Origin of the sequence: Streptomyces sp. CLV115 (genome assembly GCF_038448545.1) — a bacterium.
Lineage (GTDB): Bacteria > Actinomycetota > Actinomycetes > Streptomycetales > Streptomycetaceae > Streptomyces > Streptomyces sanglieri.
Genome location: NZ_JBCEWQ010000010.1, coordinates 35940 through 54512 on the forward strand (window position 1 = coordinate 35940; position 18573 = coordinate 54512).

Below are 18573 nucleotides of genomic sequence, written 5' to 3' on the forward strand. Positions count from 1 at the left end.
ACCCCGTCGGGCCCCGTTTCTCCCGCGGCTCCTCCTCGACGCCGCTGTTCCTCTCCGGTCGGTCCGCCATGGGCGCTTCCTGCTCTCTGCTCATTTCGCTCGGATCGGGGTTCACATCGAACGGATGCGCAGATAACGGCGGATGTCGGGGATCGACTTGATCCCGACCATCACGGCGACGACCGCCACGGCCGCGGCCGCTCCGGCGGTGATCATGCCCAGGGTCTTCACGATCGGTTCTCCTCTCGGTACTGCGCCGTCTCCTCGGCGCTCAGCGGTGTCAGTTCGTCGGGTGCGAAGTAGAAGTAGCGCCCGTACCAGTCGTGCAGGTCCGACGCGGGGTCGTCGACGAGGACCAGAGCGATGTGCGTACCGCCGTCCACGTCCGAGAGAACCGCCGTCACCCGGGCCACCTGGCCGGCGAAGAACAGATCTTGCGCGTCCGCCCGCCGGGAGGGGTGGACACGGACCAGGCTGCCCTTGGCCACCCGGACCCCGTCGATGACGACGGCGTCGCTTCCCGGCCGAACCGAGGCGTCGGCCGCGGGATCCCACCAGGGGGCGCCCGCGGTGTCGAAGGCGGCGGGTTCCACGTCCCGGACGTCGGCCGCCGGGCCCGCGGGAGCCGCGGGCCGCGGCGGGTGCGGATCGCGCAGCAGGCCGTGCAGCTGCTGGAGGTCGGCGGGCGACATGCCGTCGCACCGGTCGATGATCTCCCGGGCCCGGGGATCGGTGGCCCGGGCCTCCGCCTTCTCCTCCTCCGTCATGGTCATCACGCGGAGGGTCAGGATCTCGTCGATCTCCGTCGAGTCGAAGAGCGCGCCGGGGCTCTGCTCGGCGACCTCCGGGTAGTCGTACAGGATGATCGGTGCGCCGAGCAGGGTGTCGGTCGTCCCCTTCGGTCCGGCCAGTACGGGCCAGCACCTGCGCTGCCGGCAGCGGCCGGCGGCCGCCGCCGCGCCGGCGGGCGGTTCGAGCAGCGACACGAACCCCGTGTCATGTGCCCGCAACAGCAGATGCGCGCCGATCAGCGAGGACCGGATCGCGGCGTCCTTGGTGGCCGCGGGCTCCCGATGCTCATTGCGCACCGACACCGAGAGCCGCACGTATCCGTCGTCGACGACGGCCCGAGTACGGACCCGGACCGTCAACGGCAGCCGCCGCCGTACGATCCGGCCCACCGACACGCCCCGCGCGTCGGCCAGCGGCTCGGTGTCCTCGCCGCCCGGGATCTCGTGGACGGCGTCCGCCGCCTCCCCCAACGGCTGGGCGGGCAGCACCACTTCACGCTCGACGGCCTCGTCCCAGGACATCACCGACTCCCCGTCGACGACGAGCCGCTCCACCGGTGTGTCCACCCCGTCCTCGCCCGTGCTCCGTACCTCGCGGACCTGGAGCTGGAGGAAGCGCAGATGCACGGTGACGGCCGCCGCCCCGTCCCGCGGTGCCAGCAGGCACTGCAGCTCCATTTCCGGCTCCTCGCCGTAACTCGCCGCCGTCGCGTGCGGCGGGCCGAGGACCCCGAACTGCCAGCGCGACCGGTTCTTGTGCGAACTCGCCCGGTACGGGTACAGGAGGTACCCCTCGTACAGGACGGCGTCGGCGATCGAACGCACCTGGTCAAGACTCACGGGACCACCTCGTCGTGCTCGGCCAGGAGGGCCTGGACCGTCTCGTCCCAGCTGATCAGCCCGCGCCGGGCCCGGAAGTCCGCGAAGCGTGCCAGCACCTCGTGGTCCAGCCGGATCCATCCGGTGCTCGGGTAGTGCGCCGCCATCATGTGCCGCCACACCTCCACCGGCATCGGATACCGGGCCTCGCAGTCCCAGGGCACCTGCTCGACCCCGAAGCCCTTGCTGCCGCGGGTGAAGACCGTGCCGGAGAACAACAGGGCGAGGGGCACCGACCCCTCGCCCAGGGCATGCAGATAGCGGGAACCGATCACGTCGAAGTCGTAGGTGCAGGGCAGGGCGAGATCGACCTCTGTCGCGCCGCTGAACCCCTGCACGGTGGTGTCACAGCTCATCCACCGGAACGGTTTGAGGGTGTCCGTCCAGCGGTCCCGGTGGCCGAACAGCGCAACCAGGCCGCTCTGTTCGGCCTCGTCGTAGTGGCGCCGCTGCGGTTCGATGCGGACCTGGCAGTGCAGCGCGACGGCGTGGATCCGCCGGCCCGTCCGCTCTTCGATCCGCAGCCGCGCGGTCAGCTGAGGCACCGCCGCGTACGGATCGGCGACGATGTCGAGCACGGAGAACGCGAAGTCGTTCACGGCGCTCCGATCCCCGCGGCGGGCCTGCTGAGATCCGCCACCCGCGCGAAGAAGCCGTCCATCGCGCTACGGGCCTCGGTGCCACCGTCGAACCCGCGCCACAGCGAGCGCAGTTGCCCCACCAACTCGTAGCAGGCGTCGATCGGCACGAGATGGCACGAACCGTCTCGCTCCGCCGTACGCCGGATCAGCAGCGCCTCCACGTCCGGGCGCAACACGGCGAGCTCCGGGCTCGACTCGACGACGGCGGCCCAGGCGTCCAGCGGCAGTTCCGACTCGGTGGCCCCGGCGGGCCCGGGATAGAACGCGACCATCCGGTCCTGGACGGAGTTGCGGAACAGGAAGGCGAGCCCCACGGGAATCTGCAGCTCGTCCCAGGCACGCCCGTCCACCGTCAGCCCGGCGAAGTGCAGATACCGCTCGGGGACCGCCCGGTAGCGCAGCTCCGCGTTCTCGTCGACGAACAGCAGATAGCAGGCCCGGCAGCAGCACATCAGGGCGCGGCTGTCGAGGTTCACCACATGGGAGTGGCTCTCGCCGATCGGTTCCGCGCACATCTCGCAGCGCTCACCGGCGGGCGGCCGCGGCCCGTTGCGCCTGAGCCGCAGCAGCGTGGAGGCCGGTGAGGAGGAACGCCCGGCGGCGATCACGAAGCCACCGCCGCGGGGACCGCCACCGAGACCGCTCCACCGTCCGACAGCAGGGGCAGCGGTGCCAGGTGCGCACCTTCCCCGTCGAGCCAGAGCCCGGCCCGCCGCACGTCGTAGTGCGCGCGGCACCCGGCGCAGCGCAGGACCGCGTCCCCGGACCGACCGCCCAGTCGCCGCGCCAGCGTGGCGCCCTCGAACGGCCGCTCGCAGCGCGCGCACCGGTCCTCGAAGGCGAAGAGATCGGTGCCCACCCGGCAGGCCACCACCGGCATCCTGCCGACACCGAACCGGGCCACGGCGCCGGACTCCAGCGCCGACAGCTCCGGCACGACCTCCCACGAGGCACCGTCCTCGCCGGCCGTCCCCGATCCCGCGTGCAGCCGGGTGAACAGCGAGTCCACCGGTACCAGCGGCCCCGTCGCCCCGAGGTCCTCCTCGGCCGCGGTCTCGACCTCGATCGAGGTGATCTCCGGCGCCGCCGCCTCCACCGCACCCTGCACGGCAAGCCTGAGCGTGACCGAGGACGACGGGCAGCCGTCACAACTGCCCAGCAGCCTCAGCCGGACGGTGCCCTCGTCGGTGACGGCGAGCAGCTCCACATCACCGCCGTGCGACCCGAGATACGGTCGTACGCTCTCCAGAGCCCGCTCGACCCGGGTCTCCACGCCGTACGGATGCAGCCCGTGGACCAGCAGGACACAGGACACCAGCTCGTCGTCCGCCAGAGCGGCCAGGACGCCGTCGTCCAGCCGCCCCTGCTCGTGCATGAGGTCCAGCAGCCGTTCCAGCCCGGCACCGTAGAAGTCGGCGACGAGCCGGACCAGTTCCTCGCTGCGCTCGCGGGCGACCGCGCCGCCCGAGCCGCTGGCGGCGATCAGGGTGTCGATGCGTTCACCGGCGGTCCGCCAGCCGGGCGCGGCCGGAGCATCCTCCCGCGCCATCACTCGCTGCCCGCGGACTGGGTGGGGGAGTGCAGGAGCTCCAGCTTCCTGCCCTCGCCGAGATACATGTGCACACCGCAGGGCAGACAGGGGTCGAAGCTGCGCACCGTGCGCATGATGTCGATGCCCTTGAAGTGTTCCCGGTCGTTCTCCTCGAAGATCGGCTGGCCCTGCACGGCGTCCTCGTAGGGGCCGGGCGTGCCGTACGTGTCACGGGGGCTCGCGTTCCACGGAGTCGGCGGGTACGGGTGGTAGTTGGCGATCTTGCCGTCCCGGATCACCATGTGGTGGGAGAGGACACCGCGGACCGCCTCGGTGAACCCGCAGCCCACGCCCTCCTCGGGCACCTCGAACTTCTCCCAGGTCTTGGTGTTCCCGGAGCGGATCTCCGCGAGAGCCTTCTCCGCGAAGTGGAGCGCGCAGGCGGCCGCGTAGGCCTGGAAGTAGGTGCGCGCCCGGTTGCGCTCGATGGTGTTGCTCCACTTCGGGACGTGCCACTCCAGCTCCACCGGCCCCTTGAGGGCGGTCTTGGGGAGGTTGATCTTGACGCTGTGGCCGGTGGCCCGGATGTAGCCGATGTCGACCAGACCGGCCAGCGCGGTGGTCCACAGCCGTGCGAGCGGCCCGCCGCCCGTGTCCAGCGCCAGGTAGTCCTTGCCGTCGAACCACCGCGGCGACATGACCCAGCTGTACTTGTCGTCCAGGTCCCGCTTCTGCGGCTGCGGGTTGGTGTGCTGGTTCCACGGGTGGCGCCGGTCGACCGGATTGCCGAGGGGGTCGTGGGAGACGAAGGTCTCCTGTTCGTCCCAGTCGTTGTAGTAGGACGAACCGAGCAGGATCCGGATGCCGAGGTTGATCTTCACCAGGTCGGTGGTGACCAGTTTCCCGTCGACGACGACACCGGGGGTGACGTACATCTTCCGGCCCCAGTCGGTCATGTCCTTGTACTCGAAGTTGCAGTGCTCCGGGTCCTGGAAGGAACCCCAGCAGCCCAGCAGGATGCGCCGGTTGCCGACCTGCTCGTATCCCGGCAGGGCCTCGTAGAAGAAGTCGAAGAGATCGTCGTGCATCGGCACGACCTTCTTCATGAACTCGACGTACCGCTGGAGGCGGGTGATGTAGTCCGTCATCAGCTGGATGGTCGCCACGGTGCCGACGCCGCCGGGATAGAGCGTGGAGGGGTGTACGTGCCGGCCCTCCATCAGGCAGAACATCTCCCGGGTCATCCGGCTGACCTGGAGCGCCTCGCGGTAGAACTCGCCGGTGAACGGGTTCAGCGACCGCATGATGTCGCCGATCGTCCGGTAACCGTGCGCGTCGGCGTGCGGGGAGGGGGTGCGGTTGGCCTGCTCCAGCACCCCGGGGTTGGTCTCCGCGACCATCTTCTCGCAGTAGTCGACCCCTACCAGGTTCTCCTGGAAGATGTTGTGGTCGAACATGTACTCCGCGGCCTCGCCGAGATTCACGATCCATTCGCCGAGGTGCGGCGGCTTCACCCCGTACGCCATGTTCTGCGCGTAACAGGAACATGTGGCGTGGTTGTCACCGCAGATTCCGCAGATGCGACTCGTGATGAAGTGCGCGTCCCGGGGGTCCTTTCCCTTCATGAAGACCGAATAGCCCCGGAAGATGGAGCTGGTGCTGTGACACTCGGCCACCACCTTCTGTTTGAAGTCGATCTTCGTGTAGATCCCCAGGCTGCCGACGATCCGGGTAATGGGATCCCACGCCATTTCGACCAGGTCGTTCTTTCCCTGGCCGCCCCCGGCACCCTTGTGCTGCGTCGCGGTCATTGCGCCGCCTCTTCTTTCTGTCCGTTGCGGTGACGTGCGCGGTCACTCACCAGGTGCGTGTGGCGCCGGTGGTGAGTTTCTTGCCGGGCTTGCGCCATTTCGGTTCGCGGTCCAGGGCGTGGGTGGTGAGGTCGCGCAGCCGCCGGATCGTCGCCCCGTACGGCCCGACCGCGTTGGTGGAGAGCTTTCCTCCGGGGGGCTCGTCCATGAACGGCATGAACTTGTCCGGGAATCCGGGCATGGTGCAGCCGATGCAGATGCCACCGACGTTGGGGCAGCCGCCGATGCCGTTCATCCAGCCGCGCTTGGGCACGTTGCACTTGACCGCGGGGCCCCAGCAGCCCAGTTTGACGATGCACTTCGGTGAGCCGTACTCCGTCGCGAAGTCGGCCTGCTCGTAGTACCCGGCCCGGTCGCAGCCCTCGTGGACCGTCGACCCGAACAGCCACTTGGGCCGCAGCGCGTCGTCGAGCGGGATCATCGGCGCCTGGTCGGTGGCCATGTAGAGCAGGTAGGTGAGCGTCTCCGAGAGGTTGTCCGGCTGGATCGGGCACCCCGGGACGCACACGATCGGGATCCCGGCCCTGGACTTCCAGTCCCAGCCCAGGTAGTCGGGAACCCCCATTGCGCCGGTCGGGTTGCCCGCCATGGCGTGGATGCCGCCGTACGTCGCGCAGGTGCCGACCGCGACGACCGCGGTCGCCTTCGGGGCCAGCCGGTCGAGCCACTCGCTGGTCGTCATGGGCTGGCCGGTGGCGGGATCGTTGCCGAATCCGCACCAGTATCCCTCGTCGTGCAACCGCTCGTTCGGAATGGACCCCTCGACCACCAGGACGAACGGTTCCAGTTCTCCGCGATCGGCCTTGAAGAACCATTCGAGGAAATCATCGGCGCCGCCGGCCGGGCCGCATTCGAAATCGATGAGCGGCCAGTGGACGGCGACCTGCGGAAGTCCGGGCAGGGCGCCGAGCGCGATTTCCTCGATGCTCGGCTGCGTGGCCGCGGTCAGGGCGACGGAATCGCCGTCGCAGCTCAGTCCCGCGTTGATCCACAGCACGTGGATCAGTGTGTCCTCCGCCTTTATCGCTTCCTTTGTCGGCATGGCAGTGTCGCCTTTCAGAATGACGGCCCAACCGGCCATCGGCCCCCACAAACGGGTACGCGCACATTGCTACCATCACGCCTCGAACCGTGGGCACCGGCAACAGGGGAATTCGCCGCACCGGCCCGCTGCCGGGGTCCGAATGACGGCATGCGGTGGGCCGCTCGGGTGGTCCGGGCGGGGGGCCGGTCCCGTCGGACGGCGTCACGGTCCTCCCGTGGCCCTACGGTCGGAGCCAACCGCGGAAGAGCGAGGCACCGGTGCACGAGCTGGCCATCACACAGAGCGTCGTCGACTCGGTGTGCGAACGCGCCGGAGGGCGTCCGGTCCGCTCGGTCCGCGTCCGTGTCGGCGCGCTCACGGCGGTGGTGCCCGACTCGATGCGGTTCTGCTTCGGCCTGGTCACGGAGGGAACGGCAGCCGAGGGCGCGCAGTTGGAGATCGACCAGCCGCCCGGCGCCGGGCGCTGCCGCACCTGTGCCGTCGCATTCACCCTGACCGACCTGATTCTGCTGTGTCCCTGCGGCAGCGCGGATGTGAAGATCACATCGGGACAGGAACTGCAGATCGTCTCCATGGAAGTGGGCTGAACCATGTGCGGTACCTGCGGCTGTGCCGAGGAGTCCGGCGGGACCAGGGTCGTGATGCTGCGGGAGGAGGGTGCACCGGACCACGGACACCCGCATCCGCATCCGCACCCTCATCCGCACGAGCGTCGTCAGCCGGGCGGAGCCGGTGAGACCGTCACCATCGAGCAGAGGGTGCTCGCGAAGAACGACCTGCTCGCGGCGCGCAACCGGACGTGGATGACCGACCGCGGCGTCGTGGCCGTGAACATGATGAGCTCGCCGGGAGCGGGCAAGACCACCCTGCTGGAACGCACCGTCACCGACCTCGGCGGTCGTCGGCCGGTGGCCGTCGTCGAGGGCGATCAGGAGACGAGGCTCGACGCCGACCGGATCAGGCGTACGGGCTGCGACGTGGTGCAGGTGAACACGGGGGCGGGGTGCCACCTCGACGCCGAGATGATGCGGGACGCCCTCGCGGCACTGTCCCCGGCCGAGGGATCGCTGCTCATGGTGGAGAACGTCGGAAACCTGGTGTGCCCCGCCCTGTTCGACCTGGGGGAGCGGAGCAAGGTCGTGATCATCTCGGTCACCGAGGGCACCGACAAGCCGCTGAAGTACCCGTACATGTTCGCCGCCGCCGACCTGATCCTGATCAACAAGTCCGATCTCCTGCCGCATGTCGAATTCGACGTCGAGCAGTGCGCGCGGCACGCGCGCTCGGTGAACCCGGACGTGCGCGTGCTGACGGTCTCGGCGACCACCGGCGAGGGCCTGGCCCACTGGTACGACTGGCTGGCGGAGCAGCGGTAGCCGCTCCGCCGCCGCACCGCGGTCAGTCCCGGGGGAACGGGGGCCGCGGGAGCGCGGTCGCGGCCGCCGGGCGTTCCTTGCGGACGAAGGCCCGGCGCAGTCCGTGGTACGGGTGGTGCGGGTCCGCGAAGATGCGGTGCATGCGGACGAGTTCCGCCTCCCGGTACGGGGCCAGGTCGACCCGGTCCCGCTCCGCCTTCTTCGCGTGGATCCGGGACTGCGTCGCGGGCAGGGCCGCCAGGCGGGTCGCCAGGGCGCCGGCCTCCGAGTCGAACGACCGGGGTGCGCACGGGATCACCCGGTCGACCAGACCGAGCCGGTGGGCCGCGGTGGAGCTGACCGGCAGGGCGTCCCGCATGAGCCGCTCGGCAGCCGGAGCCCCCACCCGCCGCGGCAGCGTGTACGTCCAGTACTCCGATCCGTAGAGCCCCATCAGGCGGTAGTGCGGATTGAGCACCGCGCCCGCCCTGCACCACACCTCGTCGGCGGCGAGGGCCAGCATCACCCCGCCCGCCGCGGCGTTCCCGGCCAGGGCGGCGACGACGAGCCGGTCCGCGGTGGTCAGCACCGCCTCCACCAGGTCGTCCATGGCGTTGATGTTGGCCCAGGACTCGGCGCCGGGATCGGCCGCCGCCTCGATCACGTTGAGGTGGATGCCGTTGGAGAAGAAGTCCCGGCCGCCGCCGAGGACCAGCACCGAGGTGGGCCGGGAGCAGGCGAACCGGTAGGCGCTCAGCAGGCGTCGGCACTGTGCCGTGCTCATCGCGCCGCCACGGAACGAGAACGACAGGAAGCCGGTCCCGGCCTCCTCCCGGTAGCCGATCTCGGACCAGGTGTCGTCGTCCCCGGTCCGGTGCAGCGGAGCCGGCCGCTCGGGCACGGTGCGCAGCCGCCCGGCCGCCGCCGTGGTGGCGGGGAGTGTGAAGGTGGCCGGGCCGCCCGGCGCCCGCCGTGGCCGCAGCTCGGGAATCCACACCGCGCCGTCGGTGGTCGCCCGGCAGATCGCGCCGTCCCGGGTGGCCACCACGTCCCCCGGACGACCGCTCAGCCGGGACTCGGGATACCCGCCGTGCAGGAACCACTCGCCGCCCAGGAACTCGTCGAGCACACCGGGCTGGGAGTCCGCCGCCCTGAGCTTGCGGACCACCGTCGCGGTGGAGTCCGACCGCCAGTCGATGCGACGCAGCGATTGGCGGAACAGGGGGCGGCATCCTTCGCCGCCGGAGGCCTGCGGCACGGGGGTGTATGTCCCCGAAGCGAAGCGTCCGACCGCCAGGAGCAGAGCTGCCACGGCGGCGTCCGAGATCTCGTTGCGGTACAGGTCGCTCTTGCCCACCGGGGGCAGCGGACAGGTCATGGACGCCCATACGTCGCCGGCGTCCATCTCCGCGTTCGCCTGAAGCACGGTGACGCCCCAGCGGTCCGCTCCCTCGTGGACGGCCCAGTCCAGGGAGGAGGGACCGCGGTCGCCGACCGGTCCCGGATGGACGACGAGACAGGTGTGGACCGACCAGACGTCCCTCGGGATCGCGGACTTGAGGTACGGCGCCACGACAAGGTCCGGGCACTCCCGGCGGACGGCCTCCCGGACCGGTTCTTCCTCGTGTGCGAGCTGCACGGCAACGGAGTGCCCGTGGTCCCTCAGCTCCGCCTGGACACGTTGGGTGAGGCTGTTGAAGGCGCTTGCGACAAGCAGGATGTGCACGGCGATCTCCCGGTGGCTGCGGTTCGTCCTGATCGAGCGTGAGCGCGGTCCCTGCCCGGCGGGACTCACCCGGCGGGAACACTCCGGGAATTCACCCGAAGCGCACAGGGCGGACAGCGATCCCACGCGCTGTTCCGCTCGCCGGATTCACCGCGGGCGGCCGGGTCCGGCCGGAAGGTGCCGCGGCACCGGAGACGCGGCCACCGGTCCCCGCCCGGCGAGCGGCCCTCCCGCCGGGTCCTGGCACGAAGGCCTCCTGGCAGACCCGCAGGGTGAGTGGGGCGGGAGGAGCGCGGGGCCGTCACCGCGGCCCGCTGCTCCGTAACCCCTGCGGCGTATGCTTGCGCCGGTCAGGGGAGGAGGCGTCATGGGGCGGATGCCGTCGGCGCAGCGGCGCAGGCAACTGGTCGAGGCCGCGATCCGGGTGATGGCCCGCGACGGTGTCGCGAAGACCACGACGCGGTCCGTCGTTGCGGAGGCGGGTGTCTCGCTGAGCGTCTTCCACTACTGCTTCGAATCCAAGCAGGAGTTGCTCGAAGCGGTGATGGACACCATCTCCGAGCACTCCGAGTCGGACGTCCTCAGCACGCTCGTCCGCAGGCCCACCCTGCGCGAGACGGTCCGCGCCGGGCTCCAGGCGTACTGGGATCATGTGCTGGCCAATCCCGGCGAGCACATGCTGACGTACGAACTCACCCAGTACGCCCTGCGGGAGCCCGGCTACGAGCATCTCGCCCGGCGGCAGTACGAGCGCTATCTCGCGGCACACACCAAGGTGATCCGCCAACTCCCCGCGGTCCTCGGCGTGGAGCTGGCGGTGCCCGAGCCCGCGGCGGCCAGGTATCTGGCCGCGCTGACCGACGGGCTCACCCTCAACTTCCTCGTGCTGGGCGACGAGGAGAAGGCGGGCGACGTGCTCGACATCGTCGCGGACCAGATCCTGACGTTGGTGCGGGAGTAGCTCAGCGGCTGTACACCGCTGCCTCGTTGATCGAGTAGCCGTACTTGGTGGCCCGTGTCACGCCGTGGATACGGACGTACCGCGCCTGCACCGGGCTGAACACCGCGTTGTCCAGACCGCCGTCCCCGCTGTCCGTGGACCACACCGTCCGCCATGCGGTCCCGTCGTCCGAGACCTCGATCCGGTAGGCGCGTGCATAGGCCTGTTCCCAGTCCAGGGAGACCTTGCCGACCGTACGGGAGCCGCCCAGATCGAGCCGCAGCCACTGGTCGTCCGACCAGCCGCTCGCCCACCTCGTTCCGGTGTCGCCGTCCACGGCCTTTCCGGCGGCGTAGCTGGTGAACGGGTTCCACTCCGTCTCACCGGCGCTCGCCGCGGCACCGGCGGCGAGGTCGGGTTCGGGCGTGTGGAGTTCGGTCGCCCTCCAGGTGCGGAGGTAGGACTCCGCGCCGCCGAGCAGGTCCTGCACGGTGTCCTTGCCGCCGCTGAGCCGGATCTGCTCGATCCAGTCGGGCACCATGCCGACCTGGGCCGCACCGTCGGTGTTGAAGTCCCAGGTGCGTTGCCCGGTCCGCTGACGGTCGACGACGGAACCGCCGTCGGCGCTGCGGAAGGGGTACTTGACCGCGTTGGGGGCGTCGGGGCCCACCGGTCCGGGCCAGCCGCCGACGCCGTTCATGTCGGTGCCGTAGCCCAGTCCGACACCGTACTTCCGGCGCAGTGTCCTGGTCCCGTCGGACTCCTTGGCGAAGCTGTCGGCACCGGACATGTACGAGGCCTTGAAGCCGCCGAGGCGGTAGACGCGTTCCAGCCAGCCGTCGTCCATCCAGCTGTGGCTGGAGAGCACCCCCGGGTAGTTCGCCGACTCCAGCAGGTCCAGGGCGCGGCCGGCCGCCTTGACGCTCATGTGGTCGGCCTCGAACATCATGTTGCGCTTCATCAGCCCCTTGACCGCGTACTCGCCGAGGCGGGTCAGCCCGCGGGTGTTGCACTGTGCGCCGCTGTCGTATGCGGGCACCTTGACCCCGGCGGGCAGCAGCTTGGTCACCTCGGCCGGGGCGGCCGCGTTGCCGGAGGGGTTGTCGTGCTGCGGGCCGCTGCACTTCTCCGTGGTCCAGAAGGTGCCGGTGGAGAGGAACTGGCCGATGTTCACGGCCGTTCCGATGGTGCCGGAGTCCATCCGCACCCCGCACAGCGCGTTGTCGAACTTGTGGCACAGGAACATGCTGCGCACACCCAGCTCGTACAGCTCGTCCAGGCCGCTGTCGATGTCGGCCCGGCTGCACTGGGACACGTCGAGGATCTGCTTGCAGCCGAAGGGTTCCGAGGTCTCGACGCCGAGCACCACGGCGAGTTTGCCGTCCGCGACGACCTGGCGGGCCTGGGTGGAGTCGGTGACGATACGGAAGAAGCCCTTGCCCGTTCCGCCGTAGATCTTGTCGATGTAGTCCTGCATCTCGTAGGTCTTGCGGGCTTCGAGACGAATGGCGTCCATCTCGTTGCAGCCGCGGTCCCTGACGTAGATCGAGCACAACAGGCCGTTGGTGACCAGGTCGTTGACCAGGATCCGCTGGCCGCCGCGCCAGGCGCGCTCCAGCCACGCGTAGTAGTTCTGCTGGTGGCTCAGGGAGTTGTGGGCGGGCCAGGACTTGAACGTCGGCCAGCCCACCGGGTCGTGATGGCCGTTCGAACCACCGGTCACGTTCTCGAAGAGGGCGAGCGAGCCGTCGGGATAGTGCTCGGGGCAGTCCGCGAGCGCGTCGGCGATCCCCGCTTCGGAGAACGGCTTGCCGCAGATGATGCGGCCGCCGAAGCCCTCGTTGGACATCACGTGATTGTGCGCGTCGACGAAGCCGCGGACCCGGCCCTGGCTGTCCGTGCCGCGGAAGGGTTCGCCGGTGACGTCGATCTGTGAATCGGCGGCGGGGCGTGCCGTGGGCTCCCACCAGGGTGTGTCGGCGCCGGCGGCCGGCGGGGAGCCCACACCGAGTGCCAGCAGGAGGGTGACGACGACGGCAAACAGTCCACGTCTGCGGAGGAGAGTCATCCGGGCTACCTTCGATGTCCGGGACGGGCGCGCCAACTTACTCGCGCGTAGGTTCCATCGAGGATGGCGCGCACCTGACAACCAGTCAAGAGTCCGGGACGGATGACCTGTTCGATGGACGGTCGGTCGTTCCATCCGGAGAAGGCCTCCCCCCGGACGGCCTGCCGCCGGCGTCGGGACGGGGTGGGCAGGGAGTTGCGGGACGGCGCGAGGCGGTGCGGGACGAGACGGCGCGGGACGGCGCGGGACGGTGCGGCCTCTGGGGGCGCCACGCGTCCCGAGTGTGTGCGAGGCGTCCTGGCCGCGGCGGCCGATCGGCTCCGGAATCCATCCCCCGGTGGCCGCTCACGGCCCGCACGCGGGACGCCCACATTTTGCCCGACCGTCACCTCGGCCCACTTTCCCGCGGCCCGGGTCCTCTTGAATACTCCGTCTGCCCCTCTTCGTGGACGGACATCGCCGAAGCAACAGGAGGACCCCCACAGCCATGACCGAAATCAATCGGCGTCGCTTCCTTCAGATCGCCGGAGCCACCACCGCGTTCGCCGCTCTGTCCGGCTCCATCGACCGCGCCGCGGCCATCCCCGCGGCCCGCCGCAGCGGAACCGTCCAGGACGTCGAGCACATCGTCGTCCTCATGCAGGAGAACCGGTCCTTCGACCATTACTTCGGGTCGATGAAGGGCGTCAGGGGCTTCGGGGACCCCCGCCCGGTGACACTGCCCAGCGGCAAGCCGGTATGGCACCAGACAAGTGGCGGCAAGGAGACCCTGCCCTACCACCCCGACGCCGACGACCTGGGGATGCAGTTCATCGCGGGCCTCGACCACGACTGGGCCGGTGGCCACAGCGCGTTCAACAACGGCAAGTACGACAACTGGATCCCCGCCAAAGGCACCGGCACCATGGCGTACCTGACACGGGACGACATCCCGTTCCACTACGCCCTCGCCGACAGGTTCACCGTCTGCGACGACTACCACTGCTCGTTCATGGGCGCGACCGACCCGAACCGCTACTACATGCTCTCCGGGCACGTCGGCAACGACGGCACCGGCGGCGGCCCGGTCCTCGGCAACCAGGAAGCGGGCTACGGCTGGACGACGTACGCCGAACGCCTTGAGAGGGCGGGCGTCTCCTGGAAGGTGTACCAGGACATCGGCGACGGCCTCGACGCGGCCGGCGGCTGGGGCTGGATCGACGACGCGTACCGCGGCAACTACGGCGACAACTCCCTGCTGTACTTCAACAGCTACCGCAACGCCAAACCCGGAGACCCCCTGTACGAAAGGGCCCGCACCGGCACGAACGCCAAGGCGGGAGACGGATACTTCGACATCCTCAGAGCCGACGTCAAGGCCGCCAGGCTGCCGAAGATCTCCTGGATCGCGGCCCCCGAGGCGTTCTCCGAGCACCCCAACTGGCCTGCGAACTACGGTGCTTGGTACATCTCGCACGTCCTTGACGCGCTCACCTCGAATCCCGATGTGTGGAGCAGGACCGCCCTGTTCATCACGTACGACGAGAACGACGGCTACTTCGACCACGTCGTGCCGCCCTACCCTCCGGCCTCCGCCGCCCAGGGGCTGTCCACCGTCGACACCACCCTCGACCACTACAAGGGCGGTGCCGGATACGCCGCAGGTCCCTACGGTCTCGGGCAGCGTGTCCCGATGATCGTCGTCTCACCGTGGTCCACCGGCGGATACGTCTGCTCCGAGACCTTCGACCACACCTCGATCCTGCGCTTCATGGAGAACCGGTTCGGAGTCGAGGAAACCAACATCTCACCATGGCGGCGCGCCATCTGCGGTGACCTCACATCCGCCTTCGACTTCTCCCTCAAGGTCACGGACCCGGCCGACCTGCCGGACACCGCGGGCTACACCCCGCCGGACCGCGACCGCCACGACAGCTATGTACCGAGGCCACCCGCCCAGGGGGCCCTGCCCCGGCAAGAGGCAGGGGCGCGGCCGAGCCGCCCGCTCTCCTACGCCCCCTACGTCGACGGAGCCGCGGACCTCGCCTCGGGCAAGTACAAGCTGACGTTCAGTGCGGGAGACCGGGCGGGTGCCGCCTTCCAGGTGCGCTCGCAGAAGCGCACCGACGGGCCGTGGACGTACACCACGGCAGCCGGGAAGCCCGTGTCCGACAGCTGGAACTCGGTGTACTCGGGTGGCAGTTACGATCTCACGGTCCATGGTCCGAACGGATTTCTGCGCACCTTCAGGGGCAACAACAAAGCCGCCGAACCAGAGGTGACGGCACGTCACGACGCTGGCGGACTGAAGCTCACCCTGACCAACCCGTCGGCCGCCGACGCGCGCCTCGCCCTGACCGAGGCGTACGGCGGCGAGCGCCGAACCGTCACGGTCCGCGCCGGCGCCACCGTCGTGCAGAGCATCGACCTGCGGGCCACCAAGCGCTGGTACGACCTGACGGTCGTCTTCGAGGGCAACGCGGGATTCCTGCGGCGCATGGCCGGGCACGTCGAGAACGGTCAAGCCGGAGTGAGCGACCCGGGCATCGCAACCGTGTGAGCCCCCCCGCGCCCGGCCGGGCGGGTCACTCCTGTGGGAGGCCGCCCGGCCGGGCCTCCCGGGATCGGTCCGGCGCTCCCGCTCCGGGACGAACGGCCGTGGGCTCTCATTTCCGTGTGCGGATCCGTTCGGCGTGTGGATCCGTGCGGTCGCGAAGTCCGACGGGACCGGCTTGGTGACCCCCGGTCGGCCGGGTGTCCGGCAGGGGAAGCCGTAGAACGCCAGGAGCTCGTACGCGTCGACCGTGATCCGCTTGACGGCTTTGCGTAAACTTTGCGCTGTTCTGTCCGGCCGGTGATGTCCTGGACCGATTTCGTGGCCGGGACTGGGCCGGCTTCGGGTCGGCGGGGCTCCGGTGTGCGGGGCGCCGGAGCGGCTGCGGGCCCCTTGTTTCGTCACCCGCTTTGCTCGGCCGTACTGCCCTGCGGCTAGTTTGTGTGCAGGACAGGTACAGGTACGCAGGCCCGTGGCGGCAGAGGTGCACGGGGGACGGGAGGTCGGGAAGAGTGTCGCTGCGCGGAGGTGATCCAGCCGAGATCGGCGGTTATCCGCTTGAGGCGCGGCTCGGCTCGGGTGGCATGGGCACGGTCTTCCTGGCCCGTACGAGCTCGGGGCGGCCTGTCGCGATCAAACTGATCCACCAGCAGTTCGCGGGGGACGACGAGTTCCGCATCCGTTTCCGGCAGGAGGTGGCGGCGGCGAGGCGGGTGAGCGGCGCGTTCACCGCCGCCGTGGTCGACGCCGCCCCCGATGCCGAGCAGCCGTGGATGGCGACGACCTACATCGAGGGGCACACACTCGCCCAGCACATCGCGGCGGAAGGCCCGCTGAACGGGGCGGAGCTGCGGAGGCTCGCCATCGGGCTGGCGGAGGCGCTGCGCGACATCCACCGGGTGGGGGTCGTCCACCGTGACCTGAAGCCGTCGAACGTCGTGCTCTCGCCCGAGGGCCCGCGCGTCATCGACTTCGGCATCTCGCGCGCCGTGGACCAGCAGACGCTGACGATGACCGGACGGGTCATCGGTACGCCGCCGTTCATGTCGCCGGAGCAGTTGCAGGCGCCGCGTGGTGTGGGACCGCGGTCCGATGTCTTCTCGCTGGGGACGCTGCTGGTGTACGCGGCGACGGGCCACGGGCCCTTCGACGCGGACAGCCCCTACATCACGGCGTATCAGGTGGTGCATGACGAGCCGTCGCTGGACGCGGTGCCGGAGGCCTTGCGCGTGGTCGTCGAGCCGTGCCTGGCCAAGGAGCCCGAGGGGCGTCCCACGGCCGACGAACTCCTCGTGCTGTTGCGGGACCTGCCGACCGATCTCGGCGGGACGGACGGGGCCGACGCGAACGGCGCCGGCGCGGGCCGCACCCGCGACATGATCACCCAGCATCACCTCGCGACGCCCGCCACCCCGGCGCCGAATTCCCCGGCCACCGCCCGGCCCGGTCCCGATGCGGGGAGCACCGGGACCTCGGCCGGCCCTCGTCTGCGTCGCCGCTGGCGGCCCGTGCTCGCGGCCGCGGTCGCGGTGGCGGCGATCGGCGGGGGAGTCGCCGCGCTGGCAGCGGGCGGCTTCGGGGCCGGCCGCGGCGACAAGGGCAACAGCGTGGCGGAGCCGGGTCTCGCGCTTCCGGCGGGCTTCGGGCCGTGGCACAAGACCGTGCCGGGCGGCCGCGAGGACATCCCCGACGAACTTCGTTGCGTCGCACGCGGCGACGCGCTGTTCTGCGGGGGCGGCGGTGTCGTCGCGACCCGGATCAGAGCCTCGGACGGCTCCCGGGTGTGGACCGCGAAGAGCCCGGGCGTCCCTGTCCAGGGCATGCACCTGGTGGGCGCCACCGATGACACGGTGCTCGGTTACCGCTTTGCCGACCAGGACGCCCCGCAGGGCCCTCCCAGCGAGGTGGTGGCCGTCGACGCCGACAACGGCCGGGAGCTGTGGTCCGTGCCGTCCGGCGCTCAGTCGCAGGCCGTCACGGGCCGGACCCAGGACGCCGTGGTGGTCGGCTCCGCCGTCGTGACGGTCGACGCCTACAACTCCCGCTTCGAGGCCCGGGACGCGCACAGCGGCAAGGTCGCCTGGAAGACGCCGTTCCCCGCGGGCACGCAGTGCGCGCCCGTCCTGGCGGGCGCGCAGCTCCTCGCGATGTGCGCGAGGAACGAGGAGGTGGACAACTCGGCGGCGCGGCACTCCACCCTGTACACGGTCGACCGCGCCTCGGGGACACTGGGCAGGCCCATCGCGGTCGACGGCCCCGCCGTGCCGATGGGTGTCGCCGACGGCAGGCTCGTACTCCTGCAGGAGTACATCGATGGGACGGCGCTGGCCGGCTACGACGGGGTGGCGCGGGTCGACCCGGCCTCGGGGAAGGTCACGTACTCCCGGCTGGCCGAGACGTACGCGGGGACGCCCGGTATGGCGGACGGCACCCTCTACGTGAGCGGGCGTACGGGTCTGGTGACGGCGCTCGACCCCGCGACCGGCCGGAAGAAGTGGTCCCGGCAGATGGGCGTGGAGGGCGCTTCAGGCCCCGTGGCGGGAGCCGACGCGCTGTATTTCAGCTCGGCGACCGGCCGAGTGGTCGCGCTGTCGCCGCACGACGGCAGAGTCCTGTGGACAACAGATCCGCAGGCCGACGGTCTGACCGGCGAGGAGGGCGCAAGCCCGCGCGTCACCGTGGTGGGGCGCACGCTGGTCGCGGCCGCGGCCAAGAACACACTCTTCGCCTTCGACACGCAGAACCCGCCGAAGGCGGGCTGATCCCGGGGGACCGGCCACCGGCCGCGTCGTCGCCCGCCGTGCGAACCCTTCACCGGCTCACTCGGCCGTCGGCGCAGCCGAGATCGCGTCCTGTGCGAGGTCGATGCACTCCGTGGACCGGACGACCGGCCTCGCCGCGTCCTGGTCGCCTTCAGGCCGGGGTGGGCTGCGGCCGCCTCCGGCCGGGCGGCAGTCGACTCAGGGAGAGGACGATCAGCAGGGCGAACGCGGTGAGGGCGGTGAGCGTGCGCAGGTTGTTGAAGAGTTCCCAGCGCCGCAGGATCTCCACGTGATCGACCGGTGCCGAGGTGCGAGCCCACTCCTTGATCCGGCCGTTGATCGGCACGTTGCCGAGCCGGGTTATCAGGAAGGACGCGAAGGTCAGCAGACCTGCCGTAGAAGCCAATTTCACCCGCGCCGCTGCCCGGCTG

General features: G+C 70.3%; 15 protein-coding genes. 5 read left to right on the forward strand and 10 right to left on the reverse strand.

Features of this window, described 5'->3' with window-relative positions:
* Positions 1-111 precede the first annotated feature (111 nt).
* From AADR41_RS42810 to AADR41_RS06065, 7 genes are read right to left on the reverse strand one after another with little or no spacing between them, the layout of a single operon-like run.
* Entirely contained in the window at positions 112-231 is a 120-nt protein-coding gene (locus tag AADR41_RS42810) for a DUF6893 family small protein (RefSeq protein WP_446750984.1), read from the reverse strand.
* Positions 228-1631 (reverse strand): hypothetical protein, encoded by a 1404-nt coding sequence (locus AADR41_RS06040; protein ID WP_342280315.1) that lies wholly within the window; start codon positions 1629-1631, stop codon positions 228-230. Before AADR41_RS06040 ends, AADR41_RS42810 begins: the two co-directional genes overlap by 4 nt.
* The gene (locus AADR41_RS06045) at positions 1628-2269 is read right to left on the reverse strand and encodes a DUF6084 family protein (RefSeq protein WP_342280316.1); all 642 of its coding nucleotides are present in this window, start codon (positions 2267-2269) and stop codon (positions 1628-1630) included. The genes AADR41_RS06040 and AADR41_RS06045 overlap by 4 nt, the downstream gene beginning before the upstream one ends.
* On the reverse strand, positions 2266-2919 hold the full coding sequence (locus AADR41_RS06050; RefSeq protein WP_342280317.1) for a DUF5947 family protein: 654 nt from the start codon (positions 2917-2919) through the stop codon (positions 2266-2268). The genes AADR41_RS06045 and AADR41_RS06050 overlap by 4 nt, the downstream gene beginning before the upstream one ends.
* A complete protein-coding gene (locus tag AADR41_RS06055; RefSeq protein ID WP_342280318.1) occupies positions 2916-3860 on the reverse strand; it encodes a NifU family protein in 945 nt (314 codons plus the stop codon). The genes AADR41_RS06050 and AADR41_RS06055 overlap by 4 nt, the downstream gene beginning before the upstream one ends.
* On the reverse strand, positions 3860-5653 hold the full coding sequence (locus AADR41_RS06060) for a nickel-dependent hydrogenase large subunit (RefSeq protein WP_342280319.1): 1794 nt from the start codon (positions 5651-5653) through the stop codon (positions 3860-3862). The genes AADR41_RS06055 and AADR41_RS06060 overlap by 1 nt, the downstream gene beginning before the upstream one ends.
* Before the next feature lie 46 nt (positions 5654-5699).
* Positions 5700-6755, reverse strand: coding sequence for an NADH-quinone oxidoreductase subunit B family protein (locus tag AADR41_RS06065; protein WP_342280320.1), 1056 nt, complete (start codon positions 6753-6755; stop codon positions 5700-5702).
* Positions 6756-7015: 260 nt separating this feature from the next.
* Between AADR41_RS06065 and AADR41_RS06070 the strand changes: the two genes are divergently transcribed.
* Both AADR41_RS06070 and hypB read left to right on the forward strand, forming a co-directional pair.
* Entirely contained in the window at positions 7016-7345 is a 330-nt protein-coding gene (locus AADR41_RS06070) for a hydrogenase maturation nickel metallochaperone HypA/HybF (protein ID WP_342280321.1), read from the forward strand.
* Positions 7346-7348: 3 nt separating this feature from the next.
* On the forward strand, positions 7349-8134 hold the full coding sequence (gene hypB / locus AADR41_RS06075; RefSeq protein ID WP_342280322.1) for a hydrogenase nickel incorporation protein HypB: 786 nt from the start codon (positions 7349-7351) through the stop codon (positions 8132-8134).
* A 22-nt stretch (positions 8135-8156) separates the two neighbouring features.
* Here the strand turns inward: hypB and AADR41_RS06080 are convergent, their stop codons facing one another.
* Complete coding sequence (locus AADR41_RS06080; protein WP_446750985.1) at positions 8157-9839, reverse strand: hydrogenase maturation protein; 1683 nt, start codon at positions 9837-9839, stop codon at positions 8157-8159.
* Positions 9840-10206: 367 nt separating this feature from the next.
* Here AADR41_RS06080 and AADR41_RS06085 point away from each other — a divergent pair, with 367 nt between their 5' ends.
* Positions 10207-10800: a TetR/AcrR family transcriptional regulator gene (locus AADR41_RS06085; protein ID WP_342280323.1), complete on the forward strand. Its 594-nt coding sequence runs from the start codon at positions 10207-10209 to the stop codon at positions 10798-10800.
* 1 nt (position 10801) lies between these two features.
* On the opposite strand, the gene AADR41_RS06090 is transcribed toward AADR41_RS06085, so the two are convergent.
* Positions 10802-12847: a galactose-binding domain-containing protein gene (locus tag AADR41_RS06090; RefSeq protein ID WP_342280324.1), complete on the reverse strand. Its 2046-nt coding sequence runs from the start codon at positions 12845-12847 to the stop codon at positions 10802-10804.
* Positions 12848-13334: 487 nt separating this feature from the next.
* Between AADR41_RS06090 and AADR41_RS06095 the strand changes: the two genes are divergently transcribed.
* Together AADR41_RS06095 and AADR41_RS06100 are read left to right on the forward strand one after the other, a co-directional pair.
* Positions 13335-15386: a phosphocholine-specific phospholipase C gene (locus tag AADR41_RS06095; RefSeq protein ID WP_342280325.1), complete on the forward strand. Its 2052-nt coding sequence runs from the start codon at positions 13335-13337 to the stop codon at positions 15384-15386.
* Between the two features lie 506 nt (positions 15387-15892).
* Positions 15893-18142, forward strand: a complete 2250-nt coding sequence (locus tag AADR41_RS06100) for a serine/threonine-protein kinase (RefSeq protein WP_342280326.1) — start codon at positions 15893-15895, stop codon at positions 18140-18142.
* A gap of 151 nt (positions 18143-18293) precedes the next feature.
* Here AADR41_RS06100 and AADR41_RS06105 read toward each other — a convergent pair whose 3' ends face one another.
* Complete coding sequence (locus AADR41_RS06105; RefSeq protein WP_342280327.1) at positions 18294-18554, reverse strand: DUF1772 domain-containing protein; 261 nt, start codon at positions 18552-18554, stop codon at positions 18294-18296.
* Positions 18555-18573 lie beyond the last annotated feature (19 nt).

What these genes read in the sequence shown, in the direction of transcription:
- AADR41_RS06060 (WP_342280319.1), bottom strand. Translation starts at nt 5,653, where the DNA reads ATGACCGCGACGCAGCACAAGGGTGCCGGGGGCGGCCAGGGAAAGAAC.
- hypB (WP_342280322.1), top strand. Translation starts at nt 7,349, where the DNA reads ATGTGCGGTACCTGCGGCTGTGCCGAGGAGTCCGGCGGGACCAGGGTC.
- AADR41_RS06065 (WP_342280320.1), bottom strand. Translation starts at nt 6,755, where the DNA reads ATGCCGACAAAGGAAGCGATAAAGGCGGAGGACACACTGATCCACGTG.
- AADR41_RS06085 (WP_342280323.1), top strand. Translation starts at nt 10,207, where the DNA reads ATGGGGCGGATGCCGTCGGCGCAGCGGCGCAGGCAACTGGTCGAGGCC.
- AADR41_RS06095 (WP_342280325.1), top strand. Translation starts at nt 13,335, where the DNA reads ATGACCGAAATCAATCGGCGTCGCTTCCTTCAGATCGCCGGAGCCACC.
- AADR41_RS06055 (WP_342280318.1), bottom strand. Translation starts at nt 3,860, where the DNA reads ATGGCGCGGGAGGATGCTCCGGCCGCGCCCGGCTGGCGGACCGCCGGT.
- AADR41_RS06090 (WP_342280324.1), bottom strand. Translation starts at nt 12,847, where the DNA reads ATGACTCTCCTCCGCAGACGTGGACTGTTTGCCGTCGTCGTCACCCTC.